This is a genomic window from Pectobacterium aroidearum (genome assembly GCF_015689195.1).
GTDB lineage: Bacteria > Pseudomonadota > Gammaproteobacteria > Enterobacterales > Enterobacteriaceae > Pectobacterium > Pectobacterium aroidearum.
On the sequence record NZ_CP065044.1, the window covers coordinates 219,811 to 245,952 of the forward strand.

Annotated in this window: 18 protein-coding genes, 2 tRNA genes, 2 rRNA genes and 1 riboswitch; of the genes, 18 read left to right on the forward strand and 4 right to left on the reverse strand. The window is 53.1% G+C overall.

The annotated features are described in order from the left end of the window. Nucleotides 1-6: 6 nt before the first annotated feature. Nucleotides 7-804 carry an ABC transporter ATP-binding protein gene (locus I2D83_RS00930; protein WP_205947384.1) on the reverse strand — a complete coding sequence of 266 codons (798 nt, stop codon included), beginning with the start codon at nt 802-804 and terminating at the stop codon, nt 7-9. 215 nt (nt 805-1,019) lie between these two features. Next, on the reverse strand, nt 1,020-1,337 hold the full coding sequence (metJ, locus tag I2D83_RS00935) for a met regulon transcriptional regulator MetJ (protein WP_005973355.1): 318 nt from the start codon (nt 1,335-1,337) through the stop codon (nt 1,020-1,022). 187 nt (nt 1,338-1,524) lie between these two features. On the opposite strand from metJ, the gene metB reads away from it, so the two are divergent. The 10 genes from metB (at nt 1,525) to oxyR (ending at nt 13,901) form a co-directional block, all read left to right on the forward strand. After that, nucleotides 1,525-2,685 (forward strand): cystathionine gamma-synthase, encoded by a 1,161-nt coding sequence (metB, locus tag I2D83_RS00940; RefSeq protein WP_012772912.1) that lies wholly within the window; start codon nt 1,525-1,527, stop codon nt 2,683-2,685. A 2-nt stretch (nt 2,686-2,687) separates the two neighbouring features. Beyond that, nucleotides 2,688-5,123, forward strand: a complete 2,436-nt coding sequence (locus I2D83_RS00945; protein ID WP_012772913.1) for a bifunctional aspartate kinase/homoserine dehydrogenase II — start codon at nt 2,688-2,690, stop codon at nt 5,121-5,123. Between the two features lie 220 nt (nt 5,124-5,343). Further along, nucleotides 5,344-6,510 (forward strand): ABC transporter ATP-binding protein, encoded by a 1,167-nt coding sequence (locus tag I2D83_RS00950; protein WP_205947385.1) that lies wholly within the window; start codon nt 5,344-5,346, stop codon nt 6,508-6,510. A gap of 22 nt (nt 6,511-6,532) precedes the next feature. Beyond that, entirely contained in the window at nt 6,533-7,666 is a 1,134-nt protein-coding gene (locus I2D83_RS00955; RefSeq protein ID WP_180779161.1) for an extracellular solute-binding protein, read from the forward strand. A 73-nt stretch (nt 7,667-7,739) separates the two neighbouring features. Next, on the forward strand, nt 7,740-8,579 hold the full coding sequence (locus tag I2D83_RS00960) for an ABC transporter permease (protein WP_205947386.1): 840 nt from the start codon (nt 7,740-7,742) through the stop codon (nt 8,577-8,579). Further along, nucleotides 8,576-9,382 (forward strand): ABC transporter permease, encoded by an 807-nt coding sequence (locus I2D83_RS00965; RefSeq protein ID WP_012772917.1) that lies wholly within the window; start codon nt 8,576-8,578, stop codon nt 9,380-9,382. The genes I2D83_RS00960 and I2D83_RS00965 overlap by 4 nt, the downstream gene beginning before the upstream one ends. Beyond that, nucleotides 9,379-10,383 (forward strand): LacI family DNA-binding transcriptional regulator, encoded by a 1,005-nt coding sequence (locus I2D83_RS00970; protein WP_205947387.1) that lies wholly within the window; start codon nt 9,379-9,381, stop codon nt 10,381-10,383. Before I2D83_RS00965 ends, I2D83_RS00970 begins: the two co-directional genes overlap by 4 nt. A gap of 47 nt (nt 10,384-10,430) precedes the next feature. Further along, a complete protein-coding gene (locus I2D83_RS00975; protein ID WP_205947388.1) occupies nt 10,431-11,192 on the forward strand; it encodes a phosphodiesterase in 762 nt (253 codons plus the stop codon). Nucleotides 11,193-11,615: 423 nt separating this feature from the next. Then, nucleotides 11,616-12,512, forward strand: coding sequence for a methylenetetrahydrofolate reductase (gene metF / locus I2D83_RS00980; RefSeq protein WP_012772920.1), 897 nt, complete (start codon nt 11,616-11,618; stop codon nt 12,510-12,512). Between the two features lie 480 nt (nt 12,513-12,992). Next, nucleotides 12,993-13,901 (forward strand): DNA-binding transcriptional regulator OxyR, encoded by a 909-nt coding sequence (gene oxyR / locus I2D83_RS00985; protein WP_012772921.1) that lies wholly within the window; start codon nt 12,993-12,995, stop codon nt 13,899-13,901. On the opposite strand, the gene sthA is transcribed toward oxyR, so the two are convergent. Next, nucleotides 13,893-15,299: a Si-specific NAD(P)(+) transhydrogenase gene (gene sthA, locus I2D83_RS00990; RefSeq protein WP_012772922.1), complete on the reverse strand. Its 1,407-nt coding sequence runs from the start codon at nt 15,297-15,299 to the stop codon at nt 13,893-13,895. The two genes, oxyR and sthA, sit on opposite strands and share 9 nt — an antisense overlap. A gap of 211 nt (nt 15,300-15,510) precedes the next feature. Here sthA and fabR point away from each other — a divergent pair, with 211 nt between their 5' ends. Both fabR and I2D83_RS01000 read left to right on the forward strand, forming a co-directional pair. After that, the gene (fabR, locus tag I2D83_RS00995) at nt 15,511-16,140 is read left to right on the forward strand and encodes an HTH-type transcriptional repressor FabR (protein WP_010308157.1); all 630 of its coding nucleotides are present in this window, start codon (nt 15,511-15,513) and stop codon (nt 16,138-16,140) included. A 35-nt stretch (nt 16,141-16,175) separates the two neighbouring features. Continuing rightward, nucleotides 16,176-16,562, forward strand: a complete 387-nt coding sequence (locus tag I2D83_RS01000; protein ID WP_181830182.1) for a YijD family membrane protein — start codon at nt 16,176-16,178, stop codon at nt 16,560-16,562. Nucleotides 16,563-16,602: 40 nt separating this feature from the next. Here the strand turns inward: I2D83_RS01000 and trmA are convergent, their stop codons facing one another. Then, entirely contained in the window at nt 16,603-17,706 is a 1,104-nt protein-coding gene (gene trmA, locus I2D83_RS01005) for a tRNA (uridine(54)-C5)-methyltransferase TrmA (RefSeq protein ID WP_181845661.1), read from the reverse strand. 131 nt (nt 17,707-17,837) lie between these two features. After that, nucleotides 17,838-18,068, forward strand: a riboswitch (cobalamin riboswitch). Nucleotides 18,069-18,134: 66 nt separating this feature from the next. Between trmA and btuB the strand changes: the two genes are divergently transcribed. The 6 genes from btuB (at nt 18,135) to I2D83_RS01035 (ending at nt 26,137) form a co-directional block, all read left to right on the forward strand. Further along, nucleotides 18,135-20,030, forward strand: coding sequence for a TonB-dependent vitamin B12 receptor BtuB (gene btuB / locus I2D83_RS01010; protein ID WP_205947389.1), 1,896 nt, complete (start codon nt 18,135-18,137; stop codon nt 20,028-20,030). Then, nucleotides 19,975-20,832 carry a glutamate racemase gene (gene murI, locus I2D83_RS01015; protein WP_012772926.1) on the forward strand — a complete coding sequence of 286 codons (858 nt, stop codon included), beginning with the start codon at nt 19,975-19,977 and terminating at the stop codon, nt 20,830-20,832. Before btuB ends, murI begins: the two co-directional genes overlap by 56 nt. Nucleotides 20,833-21,211: 379 nt before the next feature. Continuing rightward, nucleotides 21,212-22,753 (forward strand): 16S ribosomal RNA (locus I2D83_RS01020). Between the two features lie 73 nt (nt 22,754-22,826). After that, nucleotides 22,827-22,903, forward strand: a tRNA-Ile gene (locus I2D83_RS01025). A 42-nt stretch (nt 22,904-22,945) separates the two neighbouring features. Beyond that, nucleotides 22,946-23,021, forward strand: a tRNA-Ala gene (locus I2D83_RS01030). A 209-nt stretch (nt 23,022-23,230) separates the two neighbouring features. Further along, nucleotides 23,231-26,137: ribosomal RNA gene (locus I2D83_RS01035) — 23S ribosomal RNA — on the forward strand. The 16S and 23S rRNA genes sit together here with 2 tRNA genes alongside, the layout of an rRNA operon. Nucleotides 26,138-26,142 lie beyond the last annotated feature (5 nt).

The window sequence follows — 26,142 nt, forward strand, 5'->3', positions numbered from 1 at the left end:
GATTCCTTAGTGCAATTCAGGGGCTTCAAAGATGCGAATGGGCGAACCGTTTATCGGGTGCGGCACCGTAAAACTCTCCATCCCAAAGACGGATTTCACACAGTCGGTGCTCAGCGCGTGTGCTGGCGTTCCCCAGCGGAGTAGGGTTCCCTGTTGTAAAACGGCGACGCGATCGGCAAAGGGCGTGATGAGGGGCAGGTCGTGCAGCACCGCCAGCGTTGAAATGCCGCGTTTCCGTACCAGAGAAAGCAGCTGCGCGCGCGCCAACGGATCGAGATGGTTCGTTGGTTCATCCAGCAGCAGGAGCTGCGGCGTTTGCGCAAAGGCGCGCGCCAGCGCGGCGCGTTGGCGCTCCCCACCGGAGAGCGTGCCCAGCAGGCGGTGGCGCAGTGGTAATAATCCGGTATCGTCCAGCGCTTCTTCGATGAGCTGGCGATCGTACGCAGGCGTACTGAATCCGTGGTGTGGAATCCGTCCTAAAGCGACATACTCCGCGACCCGCAGACGCAGATCTGGTGTATCGTTCTGCGCCAGAATCGCGATCCGTTTTGCTCGCTCATGACGGCTCAGGGTATTCAGCGGCTGACCGTTCAGATGGATGTATCCCGTCGTTGTGCCGAGTTCGCTGGTTAACACGCGTAGCAGCGTGGATTTGCCGCTGCCGTTGGGCCCAATCAGCGCTAAACGTTCACCCGCCTGCATGGACAGCGAAATATTTCTGAGCCTCGGCGCCCGATTGGCGTCGGCAACGGAAACATGGTGCAGTTGTAGCAGCACGGGTCTGGTAGAGAGGGGCTCTGTCATGATGTGGGTATATCACCGTTATACGCTTAATTTGTTATGTTATAACATAACAAATTAAATGCAATCCCGATTCACAATGTGAGCGGAAGAGGAAAGGTCTGAAGAAGAGAGCGGAGGACGTTAGTGAGAGTGAGGTATCGTGCGGTGATTATCTGCATAGCAAAACCCCGCCGGGAAAGGCGGGGTTAGCGAGAAACTCGATAGCACAAACGCGATCAGTATTCCCACGTATCCGGGTCGATACCCATTTCACGCATGATGATTTTCGCTGCTTCAGGAATTTCATCGCTGCGTTCTTTACGCAGGTCTTCGTCATTCGGTAACGGTTGACCCGTGAACGCGTGCAGAAACGCTTCGCACAGCAGTTCGCTGTTGGTGGCGTGGCGCAGGTTGTTCACCTGACGACGCGTGCGTTCGTCAGTCAGTATCTTTAATACTTTCAGAGGGATAGATACTGTTATCTTCTTGACTTGCTCGCTTTTTTTACCGTGTTCAGCGTAAGGGCTGACATACTCGCCGTTCCACTCAGCCATGGGATACCTTAAAAATTAATCTAATGAAGACAGCATCTGTCATGAAATGCCACGATTCTAACGGTTATTCTGCCTGTGCTCAATCTATACGCAAAGAGGTTTAGATGTCTAGATGTATTGACGTCTATTGAAACTGCGTTTACTCTTAAGTTCCTATCTTTTCAGCCTCAAGCCAGGAAATGAGCCGATGACGCGTAAACAGGCAACGATCGCAGTCCGCAGTGGGTTAAATGATGATGAACAGTATGGCTGCGTCGTCCCCCCCATTCACCTTTCCAGCACGTATAATTTTACCGGATTCAACCAGCCACGCGCACACGACTATTCACGTCGCGGTAACCCTACGCGGGATGTGGTACAGCGTGCGCTTGCTGAACTGGAAGGCGGCGCAGGTGCGGTAATGACGAGCAGCGGAATGTCGGCGATTATGCTGGTTTGTACGGTGTTCCTGCGTCCCGGCGATTTGCTGGTGGCGCCGCATGATTGCTACGGCGGCAGCTATCGTCTGTTTGACAGTCTGAACAAGCGCGGCGCGTTTCGCGTCAAATTTGTCGATCAAAGTGATACCGCTGCACTCAACGCGGCGCTGGCAGAAAAGCCGAAGCTGGTGCTGGTGGAAAGCCCGAGCAATCCGCTGCTGCGTGTCGTGGATATTGCCGCGATTTGTCAGGCTGCGCGTGAAGCGGGCGCGGTTAGCGTGGTAGATAACACTTTCCTGAGCCCGGCGTTGCAGAAGCCGCTGGAGCTGGGTGCCGATCTGGTGGTGCATTCGTGCACCAAGTACCTGAATGGCCACTCTGATGTGGTTGCGGGTGCGGTAATCGCCAAAGATGCCGATACCATTACTGAATTGGCCTGGTGGGCGAACAATATCGGTGTCACAGGCGCGGCGTTTGACAGCTATCTGTTGCTGCGCGGCCTGCGTACTCTGGCGCCGCGTATGGCGGCCGCGCAGCGTAATGCGCAACAAATCGTTGAATTCTTACAGACGCAGCCGCTGGTGAAGGCGTTGTATCATCCTTCACTGCCAAATAATCCCGGTCATGATATTGCCCGCCGTCAACAATCTGGCTTTGGCGCTATGCTAAGTTTTGAGCTGGATGGTGATGAAGATACCTTGCGGCGTTTTCTTGCCTCGCTGGAATTGTTTACGCTGGCGGAATCGCTGGGCGGGGTTGAAAGTCTCATTTCTCATGCGGCAACGATGACGCATGCCGGTATGGCGCCAGAAGCGCGTGCCGCGGCGGGTATCTCTGAAACATTACTGCGTATTTCCACCGGCATTGAAGACGGCGATGATCTGGTTGCCGATCTGGATCGTGCGTTTCAAGCCGCAGCCAAGAGGTAAGAATGAGTGCATTAGGAGTAGCGCCATCGGTAACGGGCCGACAACTGCATAAGTTTGGCGGTAGCAGTCTGGCCGATGTGAAGTGTTACCTGCGCGTAGCCGGTATTATGGCGGAGTATAGCCACCCCGGTGATTTGATGGTGGTGTCTGCCGCGGGCAGTACCACAAACCAACTGATTAGCTGGTTGAAACTCAGTCAGAGCGATCGTCTGTCGGCGCATCAGGTTCAGCAGGCGTTACGCCGCTATCACAGCGAACTGATTGCCGGCCTCCTGCCTGCGCAAACGGCAGAGACGTTGACCGCTCAGTTTATTCGCGATCTGGAGCGTTTGGCTACGCTGCTGGATGGCAAGATTACCGATGCCGTTTACGCCGAAGTTGTCGGACACGGTGAAATCTGGTCGGCTCGCCTGATGTCCGCTGTATTGAATCAGCTGGATATGAATGCGGCCTGGCTGGATGCGCGTGACTTTCTCTGTGCAGAACGTGCCGCGCAGCCGCAGGTTGATGAAGGTCGTTCCTGGCCGCTGTTGCAGCAATATCTGACGCAACACGCGGGGCAGCGTTTAGTGGTAACGGGTTTTATCTGTCGTAATAACGCGGGTGAAACGGTGCTGCTGGGGCGCAACGGAAGTGACTACTCCGCCACGCAAATTGGTGCGCTGGCGGGGGTTGAACGTGTGACTATCTGGAGCGATGTCGCTGGGGTTTATAGTGCCGATCCGCGCAAAGTGAAAGACGCCTGCCTGCTGCCGCTGCTGCGGTTGGATGAAGCCAGTGAGCTGGCGCGTCTGGCTGCGCCGGTACTGCATACGCGTACGTTGCAGCCTGTTTCCGGCAGCGATATCGACCTACAGCTGCGTTGCAGCTATCAGCCTGAACAAGGGTCAACGCGTATCGAACGCGTGCTGGCCTCGGGCACGGGTGCCAAAATTGTCACCAGCCACGATGATGTGTGCCTGATTGAAGTTCAGGTTCCCTCAGAACATGATTTTGTGCTGCTGCAAAAGGAAGTCGAACAACTTCTGAACCGTGCACAGCTGAAACCGCTGGCGATCGGCGTTCATCAGGATCGTAACCTGCTGCAACTGTGCTACACCTCCGAAGTCGTGGAGAGCGCGTTACAACTGCTGTCGCAGGCGGCGCTGCCCGTTGAGCTTAACCAGCGCGACGGACTGGCAATGGTCGCGATGGTCGGTGCGGGCGTGGGTAAAAACCCGCTGCACAGCCACCGTTTCTATCAACAGTTGAAAGATCAGCCGATTGAATTTGTCCGCCAGGCCGATGATGGCATCAGTTTAGTGGCCGTTCTACGTGTTGGTCCGACGGAGCACTTGATTCGCGGGCTGCACCATTCGCTGTTCCGGGCAGAGAAGCGCATCGGTCTGGTGCTATTCGGTAAAGGCAATATTGGTTCACGCTGGTTGGAGCTGTTTGCGCGCGAGCAAAGCAACCTGTCTGCGCGTACCGGCTTCGAGTTTGTATTGGCAGGTGTGGTGGACAGTACGCGCAGCCTGTTGAACTATGACGGTCTGGATGCCAGCCGTGCGTTGGCTTTCTTCGAAAGTGAAGCGCAGGAGCGGGATGGCGAAGATCTGTTCCTGTGGATGCGGGCGCACCCCTTTGATGATTTGGTGGTGTTGGACGTCACCGCCAGTGATTCGGTCGCCGATCTGTATCTGGATTTCGCCAGCTATGGTTTCCACGTCATCAGCGCCAACAAACTGGCAGGCGCATCCGGTGGCAATAACTATCGCCAGATCCGCGATGCGTTTGCGAAAACGGATCGCCACTGGTTGTATAACGCGACCGTGGGCGCGGGTTTGCCGGTCAATTTTGCGGTGCGCGATCTGCGGGAAAGCGGTGACAGTATTCTGGCGATTAGCGGGATTTTCTCCGGCACGCTCTCCTGGCTGTTCCTACAGTTCGACGGCACCGTGCCGTTCACCGAACTGGTCGATCAGGCTTGTCAGCAGGGATTGACCGAGCCGGATCCACGCGTTGACCTCTCCGGTCAGGACGTTATGCGCAAGCTGGTGATTCTGGCGCGTGAGGCGGGCTATGATATTGAGCCTAGTCAGGTTCGGGTTGAGTCGCTGGTGCCGTCGGGTTGTGAACAGGGTTCCGTCGATTACTTCTTCGAGAACGGCGATTCGCTTAACGATCAGATGCTGCGCCGTCTGGAAGCGGCACAGGAGATGGGGCTGGTTCTGCGTCACGTCGCACGCTTTGACAGCAACGGGAAAGCGCGCGTTGGCGTTGAAGCCGTCCGTCCCGATCATCCTCTGGCGTCGCTGTTACCGGGTGATAACGTGTTTGCGATTGAAAGCCGCTGGTATCGGGATAACCCGCTGGTTATCCGTGGGCCGGGGGCGGGGCGCGATGTGACAGCAGGTGCGCTTCAGTCTGACCTAAACCGTTTGGCACAGCTGTTGTAGAACCTGTTGTAATCGCGGCATCGTTGGTGGCCGTCTCCGCGTATTGGGGAGACGGCCAATATTCAAGAGACATATTTCCCCCATTTCGTACTCGCCAAAAAATTTCCGCTGTAATCTTCCCTGTCAGTCGTGTCATTGAAATGTCATGGTGACAACACGCCACTGACACGATCTCACCGCACAATCGGCGCATTGTTTGATTATCGCGGAATGCACAGCTGTGCAAAAAACAACTTCTTCTGCGGCAGCCCCGCACATTGTCATCGACCATCTACATGTTGGGTACGGCACGACAGCCGTATTGAATGATATTCATCTGGAGATTGCACAGGGTGAATTCGTTGCGTTGCTCGGTTCGTCAGGATGCGGCAAGACGACGTTACTGCGTACAGTTGCGGGGTTTTCGTCACCACGCTCGGGGACGATTCGCGTTAATGGGCAGGATATGACGCAAGCGCCGCCGGAGAAACGCGGAATGGCGCTGGTGTTTCAGAGCTACGCGCTGTGGCCGCATATGACGGTGGCACAGCATATTGCTTACGGGCTGCGTTTGCGCCGCGTGCCGCGTGCGGAGATTGCCAGCCGTGTGGCGGAACTGGAAACCATGCTTGGGTTGACGGGGCTGAGCGCCCGTAAGCCTACGGAGCTGTCCGGTGGGCAGCGTCAGCGTGTCGCCTTAGGTCGCGCACTGGCGGTGAGGCCCGATATTTTACTGCTGGACGAACCGCTCTCCAATCTGGATGCCCGCATTCGCCTACAGTTGCGTGATGAGATCCGTGCGCTGCAACAGCGGCTGGGATTGACCGCCATCCACGTGACGCACGATCGCGAAGAAGCGATGGTGATGGCAGATCGCATCGTGATTTTGAATCAGGGTCGCATCATGCAGGCGGGTAGCCCGCAAGAGGTGTACCACCATCCGGCCAGTTCGTTTGTCGCGGCGTTTATGGGCGCAGAGAATCGGCTGGTGCTGGATGCGCGTTATGACGGCGATACGCTGATGATTCCCGGTGATGCCGAAAGTCATTCGCTGGTGCCGGCGAATTCGTCGCTACCGCCTGGCCCAATAGAAGCGCGCTTTCGGGCGGAAGCGGCATGTCTTTACGATGCAGCCGATGCTCCGCTCATCCAGCCGGGTATGTTGATGCGCTACGGCACGGTACAGGCACAAAGCTACCCTGGCGGATACTGGCTGCATACGATTTCCAGCGGCACCTGGCGGATACAGGTTCATGCGACGCATCCCTATGCCATCGGACAGCGGGTTGCGGTGCAGATCCCTGCCGAGGCGCTGTTTCTTTTCCCGCTGGCACACGAGACAACGTCTTTATCGGCGGTACCAGATACTACTTCACGTTATTCCCCGCTTCCCGGCCTGACGGCCTGATCCTGAATTGGAGACAAATGATATGAAACGTATTTTTGCTGCAACGCTGATGTTGAGTACGCCACTGGCTGCTGTACAGGCTCAGGAATTAACGGTGTTGACGGCGGGTGACCAGAACATGGTCGACTATGTAAATGAATATCTGGGGCCGCTGTTTGAGAAACAGCATCCCGGCGTAAAAGTACGTGCGGTCGGCACCGGACCGGGTGATGCGGGGTCGCAGAAGATTCTTGAGCGTTTCAATGCACAACAGGCCGCCGGTGCCAAAGTCTGGGACACCGATGTGGCGGTCGTGCATGAGAAATTTGTCGGTCCGATGGTGCAAAAGGGCGACCTGCTGAAATATCGCGATGATATCGCCAGCGGCAAGCTGGTTAGCATGGCCGCAGCGGATAAAGCCATGGGGACGGACGTAAAAGGCTATGTCATGCCGATGTTCAGTAGCCAGACGGCGCTGGCCTATAACCCCGACATGGTGGCTAATCCGCCGAAAAGCTATGACGAAATCCAGCAGTGGGCTGCCGCGAATCCGAAGATGTTCGGCTACAACGGGATTAAAGGCGGAGCATCGGGCGTCAGCTTCGTGATGGGTTGGATTTACGCTTACGGCGGCGATGCCCAGAAGCTGATGAACGGACCGTTTGACGAAGCGGAAGCGAAAAAATGGCAACCAGCGTTTGAACGGCTGAAAGCCTTTAACAAGAACGTGACGTTAACGCCGGGCAATGCTGGCACGCTCGATATGTTGAGTCGTGGTGAAATTGCCATGGGACCGGTGTGGGTCGACATGTTCTATTCCTGGAAAGCGAGTGGGCAACTGCCGGACAATTTCAAATTGCTGCTCCCTGCACCTGGTATGCCGGGCCAGCCGATGCACTACGTCATCCCTGCGCAGGCACCGAACCGCGAACTGGCTAAGCAGTTTGTTGAACTGGCAACCAGCGCCAAAGTACAGGCCGAAGGGATTGTGGAACGCTTTAACTGGTATCCGGGGATTGATGCCAAATACGTTCAGGCCGAGTTGAAACCCGCGGTCTGGCAACGTCTGTTCACCGATGTGACGCCTGACGAGCTGGCAAGCAAAGGAAAAACGTTCCCTATCGCGCCTTACCACACCGCGATTTTGAACGCCTATGAGCAGGCGATGGCGAAGTAATAACTCCCTAACTTTTTATACACTTAGTACCACATGCGCTCTGGCAGGATAAAGCCAGAGCGCGGAGACATTCATGTTGCAAGTATCCCAATTCTCTTCCCGACTGGCGGGTATCGCGCTTGTGCTACCCGCGCTGGCAGTGGTGGCGGTCTGTTTTATCACGCCGCTGGGGCTGTCGGTTGGGGGCGCTTTTGTTAGTCAGAATGGCGTGGGCATTGATAATTTTGTCACGGCATTGACGCTGTATCTGCCCGATATCCTGTTTACCTTACTGATTGTGAGCCTCGCGACGCTGTTGATCGGCCTGCTGTCGGTCATGATCGGCGGTTACCTGACCTTAGGTGAAAGCCCACGTATGGTGGCGGTACTGCGATGGGTCTATCGCTGGCCGTTGTTTATTCCGTTTATCGTGACTGGGCAAATTTTACGCACGTTTCTGGCCAAGAACGGCTGGCTGAATGGCGCACTGGATACGCTCGGCATTATCGATATGGCCAGCGCCAGCAACTGGCTGGACTGGCGCGGCATCGTGTTCGCCTTTGTTTGGAAACAGACGCCGTTTGTGGCGCTGCTGGTCGCGGGTGCGATGGCGTCACTGGATCGCACGATGATTGAGTCTGCCCGTAACTTAGGCGCGTCGCGCTTGCGTATCCTGTGTGAAATTGTCGTGCCTCAGATCGGGCAAACGCTGCTCACGGGGCTAATTCTCTCTTTCGTCACCATGATGTCGGTACTGTCCGTGCCGATGATGATTAATGCTCAGTCGCCGACGATGCTAACCGCCAACATTGCCTTCCGTATTAACGCCTATGGCGATTATGGCGTGGCAAATGCGTTGGGGGTGATTTCCCTGCTGATGACCGGCTTGTTTGCTGTGATTTATCTCCGCCTGAATATGAGGGATAAAGCATGAAGAACGTACTGTGGTGGATCCCGAGAATGCTGATTCTGGGGACGCTGATCTTCTTGATCTTTGGGCCATTGGCTAACCTCCTGCTGTGGTCGGTGGCGGAAAAATGGTTCTATCCTCATCTGCTGCCCAATGACTGGGGCTTCGCCTTCTGGAAGCGGGTATTTTCACCACGCGGTGTGGCTTGGGAAGCGTTGGGGAATAGCGTGTTGGTGGCGGTGTTCACCGTGCTGGCCTCGCTGTCGCTGGCGATTCCGGCGGGATATGCGCTGGCACGCCTGCCGCTGCCTGCTCGTGGATTGATACTGCTGATATTCCTGATCCCACAGGCGTTTCCGAACCTGACGGTGTACGTCAATATCGCTCGCCTGTTCTATCAGTGGGGGCTAAATGGCACGCTGCTGGGTGTCGTGCTGGTTCACACGGTTCACGGACTGGTGTTTGCCGTCTGGATTGCCTCGGCGGCGTTCTCGGCGGTGGGGCGTGAAATGGAGCAGGCGGCACGATCGATTGGTGCCGGACCGTGGCGTGCCTTTGTCGATATCACCTTGCCGCTGGCTATGCCGGGGCTGATGGCATCCGCCATCTTTGTGTTTCTCGAATCGCTGGATGAGTTTACCGGCAGCTATTTCGTGGGAGCACCGGATGTGCAGATGATGCCGCTACTGCTTTATACCGCGGGGGCGGGCGGCAACTACCAGATCGCTTCTATTACCGCTTTGGTGCTGCTGATTCCTTCCGTGCTGTTCATGCTGGTGGTGGAGCGTTTTTTGAAAGCCGATGTCATGGCAAGGATAGGGAAATGACGGTGGGTAAACAGGGCTACGTCAGCGCACAGGATGTCGCTCGCCGGGCTGGCGTATCGCGCTCGGCGGTGTCCCGTAGTTTTACCCCCGGCGCAAGCGTGTCGGCTGCCACCTACGCCAAAGTGATGACGGCGGCACAGGAGCTGGGGTATCAGGTTAACGATTTAGCGCGTGGCCTGCTGGCGAACAGCAGCCGCCTGGTGGGGCTGGTGGTGACGCACCCTGAAGTCGGGTTTCGTGCCAATCTGGTGGCGGAACTGTCGCAGGCGTTAATTCAACGCGGCTCAATTCCTGTTCTCATCAATACCGGTCATGTGCGGGAGGCGATGGCTGCCGCGCGCTCCATCCTGTTTGGTCACCGGGCGGAAGCAACGATTGTGCTTTCCGGCTCGCCGCCGAAAGAGTTCGTTGAACTGGCGCAGCTAAACGGCCAGCCGTTGATTGTCATCGGGCGGCATGAACCGGCGTGTGACAGCGTACACATTGATAATGACAGCGCAGCACGTATGGCAGCGCGGTTGTTTGCCTCATCGGGCAGAACGCGTCTGGCGCTGGCCGGAGCGGCTTCGGCAACGCCCAATATCATTGAACGTGAACAGGCGTTTTGTGATGAAGCGCAGGCGTTAGGGCTGCTCGTGGCCGTGGTGCGCGGCAGCGATACAGATTATGACGATGGGCTGGTGGTCGGGCAGACGCTGTTTTCGCTGCCTGAAGCCGTCAGGCCGGATGCGGTGTTCTGCGTTAACGATTTAGTCGCGTTCGGCGTGATCGACCGTGCAAAGCAGTTTGGGCTTGCCGTTCCGCAGGATCTCATGGTGATCGGATTTGATGATATTCCGGCCGCAGGGTGGGATGCCTACGCGTTAACGACGTTTCGTCAGGATCCCGCAACGATGGCGGCACAGGCGTTGGCGTTGCTCGATCGACGCCAGTCTCAGGTACAAGAACCCGCGTGTCGAGCGAAAGTGGCTGCTCCGCTAATCCGCCGCCAGTCGGCGTAACGGTATGGGTGGGCGATAGCACGTGGATAGTGAAAATCGAGGATAATATGAAACTGATTCAACTTTCTGACCTCCATCTGATCGCACAAGGTGGCAATTTGCATGGGCGCGATCCAGAGCAGCAGTTGAAGGCCGCGATTGCCGATATTAATGCCCATCATCGCGATACCGATCTGGTGGTGATCTCCGGCGATCTGTCCGATGACGGCAGTGCGGCATCCTATACGTTTCTGGCCTCAGCGCTGGCTGAATTGCAGGTTCCCTGGCGTGTGACGATGGGGAATCACGACGATCGGGAAATGTTTTTGGCTCAATTCCCGATGCTGGCGGATGAGAACGGATTTGTGCAGAGCGTGACGAGTGTGGGGGACGATTGCGTCATTCTGCTGGATTCGTTATATGCAGGTGAAGTCGCTGGAACGCTGTGTTCTGAACGGCTGACATGGCTTGCGCGACAACTTCAGGCAGCGGAAGGCAAGAACGTGTTCCTGTTTCTACATCACCCTCCGATGTCGATCGGGCTTCCAGCGCTTGATAGCGTGCGATTGGCTCCCGAGGCGGCAGAGGCGCTGTATCAGGTGTGTCACCGTTTCGGCAATGTGCGGCATATCTCCGCAGGGCACGTACATCGGCCTGCCAGCGGCAATTGGCGAGGAATGTCGTTCAGTACGATACGCGGCACCAATCATCAGTCTGCCCTGCGTTTCGCTCCTGGATTTGAAGTCAGCCTGGAAGCTCCGCAGTACGCCATTTTTCTGACGGCAGAAGACGGGCATACCGTACATTTTCACGATTTTCCCTGTGGCTGAGGGCGTATCCCCTTTCGTTTATGTAGCCCGAGAGATGGTTTCGTGCGTCACAATCCTGCCATTTTCATGCGACCTCGTAGCACACGCCCGACACGGGGCGGCTCAGCGCCGCTCGCGACATGCTCCCAGCATGGCGCAAGCTTTCGCCGCGTCCTTGTGGCTCATCCTAAGCCCGTACTCTCCTCAGCATAATTTTTTACGCCGGATAACGGCACAACTCACGATACTTCTGGGTTTGTGTATAAAAGTCACTACTCCTGATCCATCATGAACTTTTTTCATTTACCGTGAGTAATCATCACCACCTGCTGAGCTGAAAAACGTTGACTCTTTAAGCAGATTACGTCATTTTCTATATAGACGTCTAAACGTATAGACGTTTAACGAATGATAATAACAATCACGGTCAACGGGGTAGCAGGTATGAGCTTTTTTCACGCAAACCAGCGGGAAGCGCTGAATCAAAGTCTGGCGGAATTGCAGGGACGAATTAACGTGTCGTTCGAATTTTTCCCGCCGCGTACCAGCGATATGGAAGAAACCCTGTGGAACTCTATTGACCGACTGAGCAACCTGAAACCCAAGTTCGTTTCTGTGACCTACGGCGCGAACTCTGGCGAGCGTGACCGTACTCACAGCATCATCAAAACGATTAAAGAGCGGACTGGTCTGGAAGCGGCGCCTCACCTGACCTGCATTGATGCGTCGCGTGAACAACTGCGTGAAATCGCTCAGGATTACTGGCAGAGCGGTATCCGCCATATTGTCGCGCTGCGTGGCGATTTGCCTCCAGAAGGCGGCAAACCGGATATGTACGCGGCGGATCTGGTTTCCCTGCTGAAAGAGGTTGGCGATTTCGATATTTCCGTTGCCGCCTATCCTGAAGTACACCCTGAAGCGAAAAGCGCCCAGGCTGACCTGATTAACCTGAAACACAAGATTGATGCCGGCGCGAATCGCGCTATCACACAGTTCTTTTTCGATGTAGAAAGCTATCTGCGATTCCGCGATCGCTGTGTGGCGACGGGCATCGATGTTGAAATTGTGCCGGGTATCCTGCCCGTGTCGAACTTCAAGCAACTGCAAAAATTTGCCACGATGACAAACGTCCGTGTGCCGAACTGGATGACGGCCATGTTTGACGGTCTGGATAACGATCCCGAAACCCGCAAAATGGTGGGGGCGTCTATCGCGATGGACATGGTGAAAATTCTTAGCCGCGAAGGCGTAAAAGATTTCCATTTCTATACGCTGAACCGTGCTGAGCTGAGCTACGCGATTTGCCATACGCTGGGTGTTCGCCCTGATGTAGCACGCTAAGGCAACGCGCAAGATTTCAGGAAGAACGAGGCCGCAATGCGGTGATGAAGAAGAACGGTAGCGGAACACCTTTCAACGTCACTTACAGCGGCCATGAAAAGGGGGAGTCTCAGGGATGAGATTCCTATTCACACGGCGTACAGTAGGAACCGAATCACTTTCTTATTTCCCTTTTGATGGCAGCGTTACAAACCTTGCTAATCCCCTTCTGTGAGTTTGTCCTCCTCCGTATTGTTCATTATCGGCCTGTGCATCGGCTTTCTCTGCGTCTATCACACCTCTTTAGCTGACCGAACTACACAAAATGCTGTCAGCGTCAAATCACTTGAATATATTAGCCTGCTCGGTATAGCGTGACAGGTGGTTGGAAGAAGCAGACGCGCTTTAAGGGATATATTATTCATTTTGGATGTTGATAGGGATTATCGTTCATTGATATCCTATCTATCGCTGTTAGCTATCATGATAAGGAGAATAATAATGAATATTCGGGACTTAGAGTATCTTGTCGCGCTGGCAGAACATCGTCACTTTCGGCGTGCGGCAGATTCCTGCCATGTGAGTCAGCCAACACTCAGTGGACAGATTCGTAAACTGGAAGATGAACTCGGCGTGATGCTGTTGGAGCGTACCAGTCGTAAGGTCTTGTTTACGCAAGCTGGGCTGCTGCTGGTCGAGCAGGCACGAACGGTATTACGCGAGGTTAAGGTACTTAAAGAGATGGCGAGCCAGCAGGGCGAAACCATGTCCGGGCCTCTACATATCGGCTTGATCCCCACGGTGGGGCCTTACCTGCTGCCGCAAATCATTCCAATGCTGCATCGCACTTTTCCCAAGCTCGAAATGTATCTGCACGAAGCGCAAACCCATCAGTTATTGGCCCAGTTGGACAGCGGCAAACTGGACTGCGCCATTCTGGCGATGGTGAAAGAGTCCGAAGCCTTTATCGAAGTCCCCCTCTTCGATGAGCCGATGAAGCTGGCTATTTATCAGGATCACCCGTGGGCGAACCGCGAGCGCGTGGCAATGTCCGATCTGGCAGGTGAAAAACTGCTGATGCTGGAAGACGGTCACTGCCTGCGCGATCAGGCCATGGGCTTCTGTTTTCAGGCTGGAGCGGACGAAGATACGCATTTCCGGGCAACCAGTCTGGAGACGCTGCGTAACATGGTCGCCGCAGGAAGTGGGATTACGCTGCTGCCGTCGTTATCGGTTCCGCATGAACGCGAACGCGACGGCGTCTGTTATTTACCGTGCTATAAACCGGAGCCCAAACGCACAATTGCGCTGGTGTATCGCCCCGGTTCACCGCTGCGCGGACGCTACGAGCAGCTTGCTGATACCATCCGCGAGCATATGCAGGGCTATATGGAAAACCTGTCAAAATAAGCGGTTAAGCCCGTTCAGTGCCGCGACGCGGTACGCTTCTGCCATGGTTGGATAGTTGAAGGTAGTATTAACGAAATACTCGATAGTATTGCCTTCACCTTTTTGTTCCATGATGGCTTGTCCGATGTGGATAATCTCAGCGGCGCGCTCACCAAAGCAGTGAATACCCAGAATCTGTTTGGTTTCGCGGTGAAACAGAATCTTCAAGCTTCCCACATTCATCCCAACAATCTGCGCCCGCGCCAGATGCTTGAACTGCGCCCGCCCGACTTCATAAGGCACTTTCATCGCGGTGAGTTCTTGCTCGGTTTTCCCCACGGAACTGATTTCCGGGATGGTATAAATGCCCGTTGGGATATCTTCAATCAGATGCGCGCTGGCATCGCCTTTGATGATGGCCTGCGCGGCGAGCCGACCCTGATCGTACGCCGCTGATGCCAGGCTGGGATAGCCGATGACGTCGCCAATGGCGTAAATATGTGCCAGCGCCGTCTGGTACATGCTGTTGACCTTGAGCTGGCCGCGGCTGTCGGTGCTCAGGCCGATATTCTCCAACCCCAGTGTTTCCGTGTTCCCCGTGCGTCCATTGGCATAGAGCAGGCAGTCCGCCTTCATCTTCTTGCCCGATTTCAGATTGACGATAACGCCGTCTGACAGCCCTTCAATACTCTCGAACTCTTCGTTGTGGCGGATAACCACGCCGTTGTTCCAGAAGTGGTAGGACAGGGCATCCGACATTTCCTGATCGAGAAAGGCCAGTAGTCTGTCACGGGTATTGATTAAATCGACCTTAACACTCAGACCGCGAAAGATAGAGGCATATTCGCAGCCAATCACGCCCGCGCCATAGATGATGACGTGTTGAGGTTCGTGGTCGAGTTGCAGAATAGAATCGCTGTCGTAAATACGCGGATGGTTGAAATCAACTTCCGCTGGATGATACGGACGTGAGCCCGTCGCGATAATGATATTCGCGGCGGTCAGCGTTTCATGGGTGTTATCTGGATAGTGAACGGCAATCGTATGTGCGTCGATGAAGCTGGCTTCACCAGAGAACAACTCGCACTGGTTGCGCTCATAAAATCCTTGCCGCATACGGGTTTGCTGACCAATGACGCTGTCGGCATGGCGCAGGATGTCGGAAAATGAGGAGCGAATAATGCGGGAGTTGTCACTGTAGAGGGGGTTTTGATTGAACTCGATAATACGGCTGACGGCGTGGCGGAGGGCTTTGGAAGGAATTGTACCCCAGTGGGTACAGCCACCGCCGACATTGTAGTGACGTTCAATCACCGCAATTTTGGCACCGTGCTTGGCCAATCCCATTGCTGCACCTTCACCGCCGGGACCGGAACCAATCACAATGGCATCATAATCGAATTGATGTTCTAGAGTCATGGTAGGTTAAACCTGTTTTTATACAAAATAATAACGTGGCCTTAACATTGTGTGATTGTAACATCGACTGCGACAGAACCCAATCATCCCTGCTTTTTCTATGGAAACAGATTCTCACATTCTTAATATGGCAAACTTTGTCTCATTCTGCGGACAATAAAGTTTGCTATAGTGCCCCTCTGGAAAGGGGAGAGATCATTTGGGCAGCATAATGGGTGTCAGAGCACAACAAAAAGAACGGACACGTCGTTCCCTTATTGAAGCTGCATTTAGCCAGTTAAGCGCTGAGCGCAGTTTTGCCAGCCTGAGTCTGCGTGAAGTTGCCCGAGAAGCGGGTATCGCGCCGACATCTTTCTATCGTCATTTTCGTGACGTGGATGAACTGGGGCTGACAATGGTTGACGAAAGCGGGCTGATGCTGCGTCAGTTAATGCGACAGGCCCGGCAGCGTATTGCCAAGACTGGTAGCGTCATCAGGACGTCGGTTTCCACCTTCATGGAATTTATTGGCAATAATCCTAATGCGTTCCGGTTGTTGCTGCGTGAACGCTCAGGGACGTCGGCGGCCTTTCGTGCGGCAGTCGCGCGCGAAATTCAGCATTTCATCGCTGAACTGGCGGATTATCTTGAGGTGGAAAACCATATTCCCCGCAGTTTTGCGGAAGCGCAGTCGGAAGCGATGGTGACGATTGTTTTCAGCGCGGGGGCAGAAGCTCTGGATGTTTCTCTGGAACAACGTAAACAGCTGGAAGAGCGGCTGGTACTGCAACTGCGGATGATCGCCAAAGGTGCTTATTACTGGTACAGAAAAGAACACGATAGTAGCTTTACCGTGCCATAAAGCCTCTATACCAACAACATGAAAAGGGAGAAACCATGACAGAAAAACCTCACCAAGAAAAAGGTACGCTGGTGCTGGCGTTGATTGCGGGCTTATCCGTAAACGGCGCATTCGCCGCCTTATTCAGCAGTATTGTTCCGTTCTCGATTTTTCCCCTGATTGCGCTGGTATTGTCCGTTTACTGCCTGCATCAACGCTATTTGCACCACAGTATGCCGGAAGGTATTCCGATGCTGGCGGCGGCCAGTTTTCTGTTGGGATTACTGATTTACAGCGCCATCGTGCGTGTTGAATATCCCGCCATTGGATCGAACTTTATTCCTTCAATCCTGTGTGTAGTGTTGGTTTTCTGGATTGGTCTGAAGCTGCGCCGCAGAAAAGCCACGGAATCAGTATCCGCAGAAGAGAGCGAAACGCTGTAGCGGAGCATGCTGGCGGGGTGACCCGCCAGATTGTGTACTGTTACTGACGTTTTTCCAACAGCACACCACACTCCATATGGTGGGTGTAAGGAAATTGATCGAACAGTGCCAGACGGCGAATATCGTGGGTTTCTGAGAGCGTTTGCAGGTTATGGCTCAGCGTTTCCGGGTTGCAGGAAATATAAAGAATGCGCGGATACGCCTGCACCAGCTTCACCGTTTCGTCATCCAACCCGCTGCGCGGCGGGTCAACAAAAATGGTCTCGCACTGGTAGCTTGTCAGGTCGATGCCCTGTAAGCGGTTAAACTGACGCACACCCTGCATGGCCTGCGTAAATTCTTCGGCCGCCATGCGGATAATCTGCACGTTCTCTATTTGGTTCGCCGCGATATTATACTGTGCTGCCGCGACGGATGGCTTGGCGATCTCGGTCGCCAGTACGCGTTCGAAATTCCTTGCTAGCGCGAGTGAAAAATTGCCATTGCCGCAATACAGCTCCAGCAAATCTCCCGTCGATCCCGCCGTCGCATCCAGCGCCCATTCTAGCATCTGAATATTGATTGCGGCATTCGGCTGCGTGAAGCTGTTTTCTACCTGTCGGTAAATCATATCCCGACCTGCAATCGGCAGGCATTCATCGACATAATCGCGATCGAGGCAGATTTTGGTTTTTGTCGCACGGCCAATCAGTTGTAGGCGGAATCCCTGCGCCGTCAGGCTATCGCGCAGCGCACGGGCGTGTTCCTGCCATTCCTCGTCCAGAGCACGGTGATACAACAGCGAAACGATCACTTCTCCGCTCAGAGTGGACAGATAGTCTATCTGGAACAGTTTGCGGCGCAGGACGGAATCGGGCTGGATTGCGGCAAGCAGCTCCGGCATCAGGCGGTTGATTAACTCACTGGCTGCCGGAAAGCGATCGACCCGAATGCGCTGTTTGGTTTGCTGGTCAAACATGATGTGGTAAAGCTCGTCACCCTCGTGCCAGATACGGAATTCGGCGCGCATCCGATAGTGACTGACGGGAGAACGGAAGACGACAGGTTCCGGTGCATTGAAAGGCGCCATCATTCCACGCAGACGCTCGGTTTTCTCTGCAAGCTGGTCGTCGTATTGTTCGATGGGCAGGATTTCTGGCGTCATGGTTTTCTCGTCAACAGCGTCTAAAAGGGTGTTATTGGCCGGGAATTGTAGGGAATCCGGCCAGGAAGTCCAGTTTTGTTACGTTATTATCCTGTAGTGATATAGAAGTCTAGACTTCCACAATTCGCGATTGTAGGATGAGCGTCCGGTCTTGTATCACAAGTCAAAAGGGAATCCAGTGTAAATCTGGAGCTGACGCGCAGCGGTAAGGAATGCCCCGGCGATAGCATTATTATGCAGACACTGTCTTCAACTTTTGAGGATGGGAAGTCATCGCTTTCGTTGTATCCCTTACCGTTGTTGACGGTTTGTGGTAACAACGGCATCCGAGCCCGAAGACCTGCCGGAATACGTCGCAATTGGTTCTGCATATCGCGTGCTATTAACAGAGCCTGCGGCATCCTTATTATTTCTCGGATGCTTTAACAATGATTAAAAAAATTTCGCTGCTGACGGCGCTTTCCGTCACGGCATTTTCTGGCTGGGCGCAGGAAAATCAAAATTCGTCATCGGAAAAAAATGCTGATGACATGGTTGTAACGGCAAATCGTTTCGCACAGCCGGTGTCTTCGGTGTTGGCTCCAATTGATGTGGTTACTCGTGATGATATCAATAGGTGGCAAGCGAAAAATGTTTTGGAAGTTATGCGTCGATTGCCAGGGGTGAATATTGCTCAAACCGGTGGAGTGGGGCAAAGCGCATCAATGTATATTCGGGGCTCAGAAGCACGTCATACGTTGGTACTCATTGATGGTGTTCCTATTGCTAAATACGGTATTACAGGCAATCCAGATTTCAACCTTATTCCTATTGCTTTAGTACAACGCATTGAATTTATGCGTGGCCCACGTTCGGCGGTATACGGGGCTGACGCTATTGGTGGCGTAATTAATATCATTACGCAAACAACAGAAAATAAAACCGTACTCAGTACTGGGATTGGTTCGAACCGCTATCAGGAATACAGTGGCAGCCTGCATCAGTCGGTTGGTGATAACACTCGGGTCTCTTTAGCTGGAGCTTATCAGGATTCTCGGGGATTTAATGTTTACCCGAACTCTTCTAATCAAGCGTTAGACTCAGATAAAGATGGCTGGCGTAACAAAACATTCTGGGCGGGTGTTGAACACCAGTTTAACGATTCAATTTCTGGGTTCTTCCGTGGCTATGGCTATGGCAATAATAGCGATTATGATGCGCTGTCTGATGACACCTATGGCCCTATTAATGATGAACAGCAGATCTACAACCATACTTATAGTGGTGGTTTGCGGTTCTCTCATGAAAATTACGCTTCTCAGTTGATCGCCAGCTATCAGAAATACACTTCAATTCAGTATCTCAGCACTCAAGGACGTTATGGTGCCTATAATTCCCAAGATGATATAGATCAATATGACATGCTGTGGGGAAACACTTTGGCGTTAAGTCATGGCATGGTTAGTGCCGGTGTTGATTGGCGCCGACAGAAGTTAACTTCAGAAGGCGTTAGTTTTAATACGCTAAATCGTGAAAGTAATCGCTATAAGCAGGATAATTCAGGCGCTTATTTAACCGCGCAACAGCAGTATGGTGCTGTTATCTTGGAAGGATCTGTACGCGGTGATGATAATGAGAAATTTGGTAGACATGGTACTTGGCAGTTGGCATCAAGCTGGGAGTTTTTCCCCGACTATCGGGTAACCCTTTCCTATGCGACAGGTTTTCAAGCACCTACTTTAGGGCAGTTATATGGTCAGAAGCGTTTCGATATTGAATCAAATGAAAACTTAAAGCCTGAAGAGTCGAAACAATGGGAAGCTGGATTGGAAGGTGTAACCGGGCCATTAAGTTGGCGTTTGTCGGGTTATATTAATAAGATCGATAATCTGATCGCGTATGAGTATGCTTTTGCAACAAATACCGGGACTTATTATAACGTTGATGCAGCAACGATGAAGGGTTTGGAGTGGACGGGGTCATTTGAGACAGGTGTTCTGAATCATCAAGTCACTTTGGACTATCTCGATGCCCGCAACGATGAAAATGATAAGGTTTTGGCTCGTCGTGCGAAACAGCAAGCAAAGTACCAGGTTGATTGGAATTTGTATGACGTCGATTTTAATCTGAGTTATCAGTATGTGGGTAAGCGGTTTGATAATGCAGCGAATACTCGCCGCTTGCCAAGCTACAGTACTGTTGATCTCGCTGCCTCATATCCAGTCACCTCTCATCTGACAGTTCGTGGTAGAATCGCCAACCTGTTTGATAAAGATTACGAGACGGCATATGGCTACCGCACGGCAGGGCGAGAATACTATCTCACCGGAAGCTATACCTTCTAACCTGCCATCCCGTCCTACGGTTCTGGTCTTCGATTCCGGCGTAGGCGGGCTGTCTGTTTATGATGAAATCCGGCAGCTCTTGCCGGATCTTCACTATATATACGCATTCGATAACGAAGCGTTTCCGTATGGTGAGAAATCACAGCAGTTTATTATCGAGCGCGTGGTTGAGATTGTTAATGCAGTTCAACTACGTCATCAGCTCGCACTGGTTGTGATTGCCTGTAATACGGCGAGTACGATTTCCCTTCCTGCGTTACGTGAGCGTTTTACTTTCCCTGTCGTGGGCGTCGTCCCAGCGGTGAAGCCTGCAGCTAAACTGACACGCAATGGCGTTGTTGGTTTATTGGCGACGCGCGCAACGGTTCAACGTCCATATACGCACGAACTGATTGCACGTTTTGCGACGGATTGCCAAATTTTGTCTCTCGGGTCGTCAGAGCTGGTTGAGTTGGCAGAGGCAAAATTGCAGGGGGAGACGATCTCCATTTCTGAGCTGCAAAAAATCCTTCGTCCTTGGCTGCGTTTGCCGGAGCCGCCAGATACGGTTGTACTCGGTTGTACGCATTTTCCGTTGTTAGCAGAAGAGCTGAAAGCGGCGTTGCCAGATGGAACACGCCTTGTTGATTCTGGTGCTGCTATTGCCAGAAGAACAGCATGGCTAATTGCTAATCTGGATAATCCGCCACTTTCGACAGATAAGAATCTGGTTTATTGCCTGGCGATTACACCTAAAGTCGCTACTTTGTGGCCAATATTGCAGCGCTATGGCTTCGATTCGCTGGAAAAACTACCACTTTGATAGCTTTGTGGGTGAATAGTAGACAAACGGAAATTATTTTGCATTTAGCGCTTGTCAGGCGGTGAGAAGTCCCTATAATGCGCCTCCACTGACACGGCAACAGCGACTTACGAAGTTGGTGTGACAGAAAAAGATTCAACGAAGGCGGTCAGTAATGACTTGACTTCACAGCGGAAAAACATAATATATGCGGCCCGCGCCACGGAAGATGTGGCACTGCTCTTTAACAATTTAATCAGACAATCTGTGTGGGCACTCACAAGACCGTATCTTAACGATATAAAAAGTCTTGAAGAGTGAACAACAGTAAATTCATTACGAATAAACAGTTTTAATTCTTTGAGCATCGCTGACGAGTTCAGCAAATCAAACAAATCTTAAATTGAAGAGTTTGATCATGGCTCAGATTGAACGCTGGCGGCAGGCCTAACACATGCAAGTCGAGCGGTAGCACAGAAGAGCTTGCTCTTCGGGTGACGAGCGGCGGACGGGTGAGTAATGTCTGGGAAACTGCCTGATGGAGGGGGATAACTACTGGAAACGGTAGCTAATACCGCATAACGTCTTCGGACCAAAGAGGGGGACCTTCGGGCCTCTTGCCATCAGATGTGCCCAGATGGGATTAGCTAGTAGGTGAGGTAATGGCTCACCTAGGCGACGATCCCTAGCTGGTCTGAGAGGATGACCAGCCACACTGGAACTGAGACACGGTCCAGACTCCTACGGGAGGCAGCAGTGGGGAATATTGCACAATGGGCGCAAGCCTGATGCAGCCATGCCGCGTGTGTGAAGAAGGCCTTCGGGTTGTAAAGCACTTTCAGCGGGGAGGAAGGCGGTGAGATTAATACTCTCACCGATTGACGTTACCCGCAGAAGAAGCACCGGCTAACTCCGTGCCAGCAGCCGCGGTAATACGGAGGGTGCAAGCGTTAATCGGAATGACTGGGCGTAAAGCGCACGCAGGCGGTTTGTTAAGTCAGATGTGAAATCCCCGAGCTTAACTTGGGAACTGCATTTGAAACTGGCAAGCTAGAGTCTTGTAGAGGGGGGTAGAATTCCAGGTGTAGCGGTGAAATGCGTAGAGATCTGGAGGAATACCGGTGGCGAAGGCGGCCCCCTGGACAAAGACTGACGCTCAGGTGCGAAAGCGTGGGGAGCAAACAGGATTAGATACCCTGGTAGTCCACGCTGTAAACGATGTCGATTTGGAGGTTGTGCCCTTGAGGCGTGGCTTCCGGAGCTAACGCGTTAAATCGACCGCCTGGGGAGTACGGCCGCAAGGTTAAAACTCAAATGAATTGACGGGGGCCCGCACAAGCGGTGGAGCATGTGGTTTAATTCGATGCAACGCGAAGAACCTTACCTACTCTTGACATCCACAGAATTCGGTAGAGATACCTTAGTGCCTTCGGGAACTGTGAGACAGGTGCTGCATGGCTGTCGTCAGCTCGTGTTGTGAAATGTTGGGTTAAGTCCCGCAACGAGCGCAACCCTTATCCTTTGTTGCCAGCGGTTCGGCCGGGAACTCAAAGGAGACTGCCAGTGATAAACTGGAGGAAGGTGGGGATGACGTCAAGTCATCATGGCCCTTACGAGTAGGGCTACACACGTGCTACAATGGCGTATACAAAGAGAAGCGACCTCGCGAGAGCAAGCGGACCTCATAAAGTACGTCGTAGTCCGGATTGGAGTCTGCAACTCGACTCCATGAAGTCGGAATCGCTAGTAATCGTAGATCAGAATGCTACGGTGAATACGTTCCCGGGCCTTGTACACACCGCCCGTCACACCATGGGAGTGGGTTGCAAAAGAAGTAGGTAGCTTAACCTTCGGGAGGGCGCTTACCACTTTGTGATTCATGACTGGGGTGAAGTCGTAACAAGGTAACCGTAGGGGAACCTGCGGTTGGATCACCTCCTTACCAAGAAGATGTGCGTTAAGTGAAGTGCTCACACAGATTGTCTGATGAAAATAACGAGCAGAAATACCTTAATAGGCTTGTAGCTCAGGTGGTTAGAGCGCACCCCTGATAAGGGTGAGGTCGGTGGTTCAAGTCCACTCAGGCCTACCAACTCTTCCGTGAGTGGTATCTAAGGTATCTGTAAGCAACGATGGGGCTATAGCTCAGCTGGGAGAGCGCCTGCTTTGCACGCAGGAGGTCTGCGGTTCGATCCCGCATAGCTCCACCATTAAAAAGACTTCAGAGCGTATTGGAAACAGTATGCTGCGAAGTATTTTGCTCTTTAACAATCTGGAACAAGCTGAAAATTGAAACATGACAGCTGAACGTGCGTTGATACCTTCGGGTGTCGATGGCGATGCAGTCTGTCAATGAGTCTCTCAAATAATCGCAGCGCGACAGTGACTTTGATTTATCAAAGACACCTTCGGGTTGTGAGGTTAAGCGACTAAGCGTACACGGTGGATGCCTAGGCAGTCAGAGGCGATGAAGGGCGTGCTAATCTGCGATAAGCGTCGGTAAGCTGATATGAAGCGTTATACCCGACGATACCCGAATGGGGAAACCCAGTGTGTTTCGACACACTATCATTATGTGAATCCATAGCGTAATGAGGCGAACCGGGGGAACTGAAACATCTCAGTACCCCGAGGAAAAGAAATCAACCGAGATTCCCCCAGTAGCGGCGAGCGAACGGGGAAGAGCCCAGAACCTGAATCAGTTTGTGTGTTAGTGGAAGCGTCTGGAAAGTCGCACAGTAAAGGGTGATAGTCCCGTACACAAAAATGCACAGGCTGTGAGTTCGATGAGTAGGGCGGGACACGTGACATCCTGTCTGAATATGGGGGGACCATCCTCCAAGGCTAAATACTCCTGACTGACCGATAGTGAACCAGTACCGTGAGGGAAAGGCGAAAAGAACCCCGGCGAGGGGAGTGAAATAGAACCTGAAACCGTGTACGTACAAGCAGTGGGAGCATCCTTCGGGGTGTGACTGCGTACCTTTTGTATAATGGGTCAGCGACTTATATTCTGTAGCAAGGTTAACCGAATAGGGGAGCCGCAGGGAAACCGAGTCTTAACTGGGCGTTAAGTTGCAGGGTATAGACCCGAAACCCGGTGATCTAGCCATGGGCAGGTTGAAGGTTGGGTAACACTAACTGGAGGACCGAACCGACTAATGTTGAAAAATTAGCGGATGACTTGTGGCTGGGGGTGAAAGGCCAATCAAACCGGGAGATAGCTGGTTCTCCCCGAAAGCTATTTAGGTAGCGCCTCGTGAATTCATCTTCGGGGGTAGAGCACTGTTTCGGCTAGGGGGTCATCCCGACTTACCAACCCGATGCAAACTACGAATACCGAAGAATGTTATCACGGGAGACACACGGCGGGTGCTAACGTTCGTCGTGAAGAGGGAAACAACCCAGACCGCCAGCTAAGGTCCCAAAGTCATGGTTAAGTGGGAAACGATGTGGGAAGGCATAGACAGCCAGGATGTTGGCTTAGAAGCAGCCATCATTTAAAGAAAGCGTAATAGCTCACTGGTCGAGTCGGCCTGCGCGGAAGATGTAACGGGGCTAAACCATGCACCGAAGCTGCGGCAGCGACACTTAGTGTTGTTGGGTAGGGGAGCGTTCTGTAAGCCTGCGAAGGTGGCCTGTGAGGGTTGCTGGAGGTATCAGAAGTGCGAATGCTGACATAAGTAACGATAATGCGGGTGAAAAACCCGCACGCCGGAAGACCAAGGGTTCCTGTCCAACGTTAATCGGGGCAGGGTGAGTCGACCCCTAAGGCGAGGCTGAAAAGCGTAGTCGATGGGAAACAGGTTAATATTCCTGTACTGGGTGTTACTGCGAAGGGGGGACGGAGAAAGCTAGGTTATCCGGGCGACGGTTGTCCCGGTTTAAGCGTGAAGGTGGGTGACTTTGGTAAATCCGGGTCATCGTTAACACTGAGGCGTGATGACGAGTCACTACGGTGATGAAGTAACTGATGCTACGCTTCCAGGAAAAGCCTCTAAGCTCCAGGTAACACCGAATCGTACCCCAAACCGACACAGGTGGTCAGGTAGAGAATACTCAGGCGCTTGAGAGAACTCGGGTGAAGGAACTAGGCAAAATGGTGCCGTAACTTCGGGAGAAGGCACGCTGATGGTAAGTGAAGTGACTTGCTCATGGAGCTGAAATCAGTCGAAGATACCAGCTGGCTGCAACTGTTTAATAAAAACACAGCACTGTGCAAACACGAAAGTGGACGTATACGGTGTGACGCCTGCCCGGTGCCGGAAGGTTAATTGATGGGGTCAGCCGCAAGGCGAAGCTCTTGATCGAAGCCCCGGTAAACGGCGGCCGTAACTATAACGGTCCTAAGGTAGCGAAATTCCTTGTCGGGTAAGTTCCGACCTGCACGAATGGCGTAATGATGGCCAGGCTGTCTCCACCCGAGACTCAGTGAAATTGAACTCGCTGTGAAGATGCAGTGTACCCGCGGCAAGACGGAAAGACCCCGTGAACCTTTACTATAGCTTGACACTGAACCTTGAGCCTTGATGTGTAGGATAGGTGGGAGGCTTTGAAGTGTGGACGCCAGTCTGCATGGAGCCAACCTTGAAATACCACCCTTTAATGTTTGATGTTCTAACGTAGACCCGTAATCCGGGTTGCGGACAGTGTCTGGTGGGTAGTTTGACTGGGGCGGTCTCCTCCCAAAGCGTAACGGAGGAGCACGAAGGTTAGCTAATCCTGGTCGGACATCAGGAGGTTAGTGCAAAGGCATAAGCTAGCTTGACTGCGAGAGTGACAGCTCGAGCAGGTGCGAAAGCAGGTCTTAGTGATCCGGTGGTTCTGAATGGAAGGGCCATCGCTCAACGGATAAAAGGTACTCCGGGGATAACAGGCTGATACCGCCCAAGAGTTCATATCGACGGCGGTGTTTGGCACCTCGATGTCGGCTCATCACATCCTGGGGCTGAAGTAGGTCCCAAGGGTATGGCTGTTCGCCATTTAAAGTGGTACGCGAGCTGGGTTTAGAACGTCGTGAGACAGTTCGGTCCCTATCTGCCGTGGGCGTTGGAAGATTGAGAGGGGTTGCTCCTAGTACGAGAGGACCGGAGTGAACGCACCACTGGTGTACGGGTTGTGATGCCAATTGCATTGCCCGGTAGCTAAGTGCGGAAGAGATAACCGCTGAAAGCATCTAAGCGGGAAACTTGCCTCGAGATGAGTCTTCCCTGGACACTAGATGTCCCTGAAGGGCCGTTGAAGACGACGACGTAGATAGGCTGGGTGTGTAAGCGTAGCGATACGTTGAGCTAACCAGTACTAATGACCCGAGAGGCTTAACCTTACAAC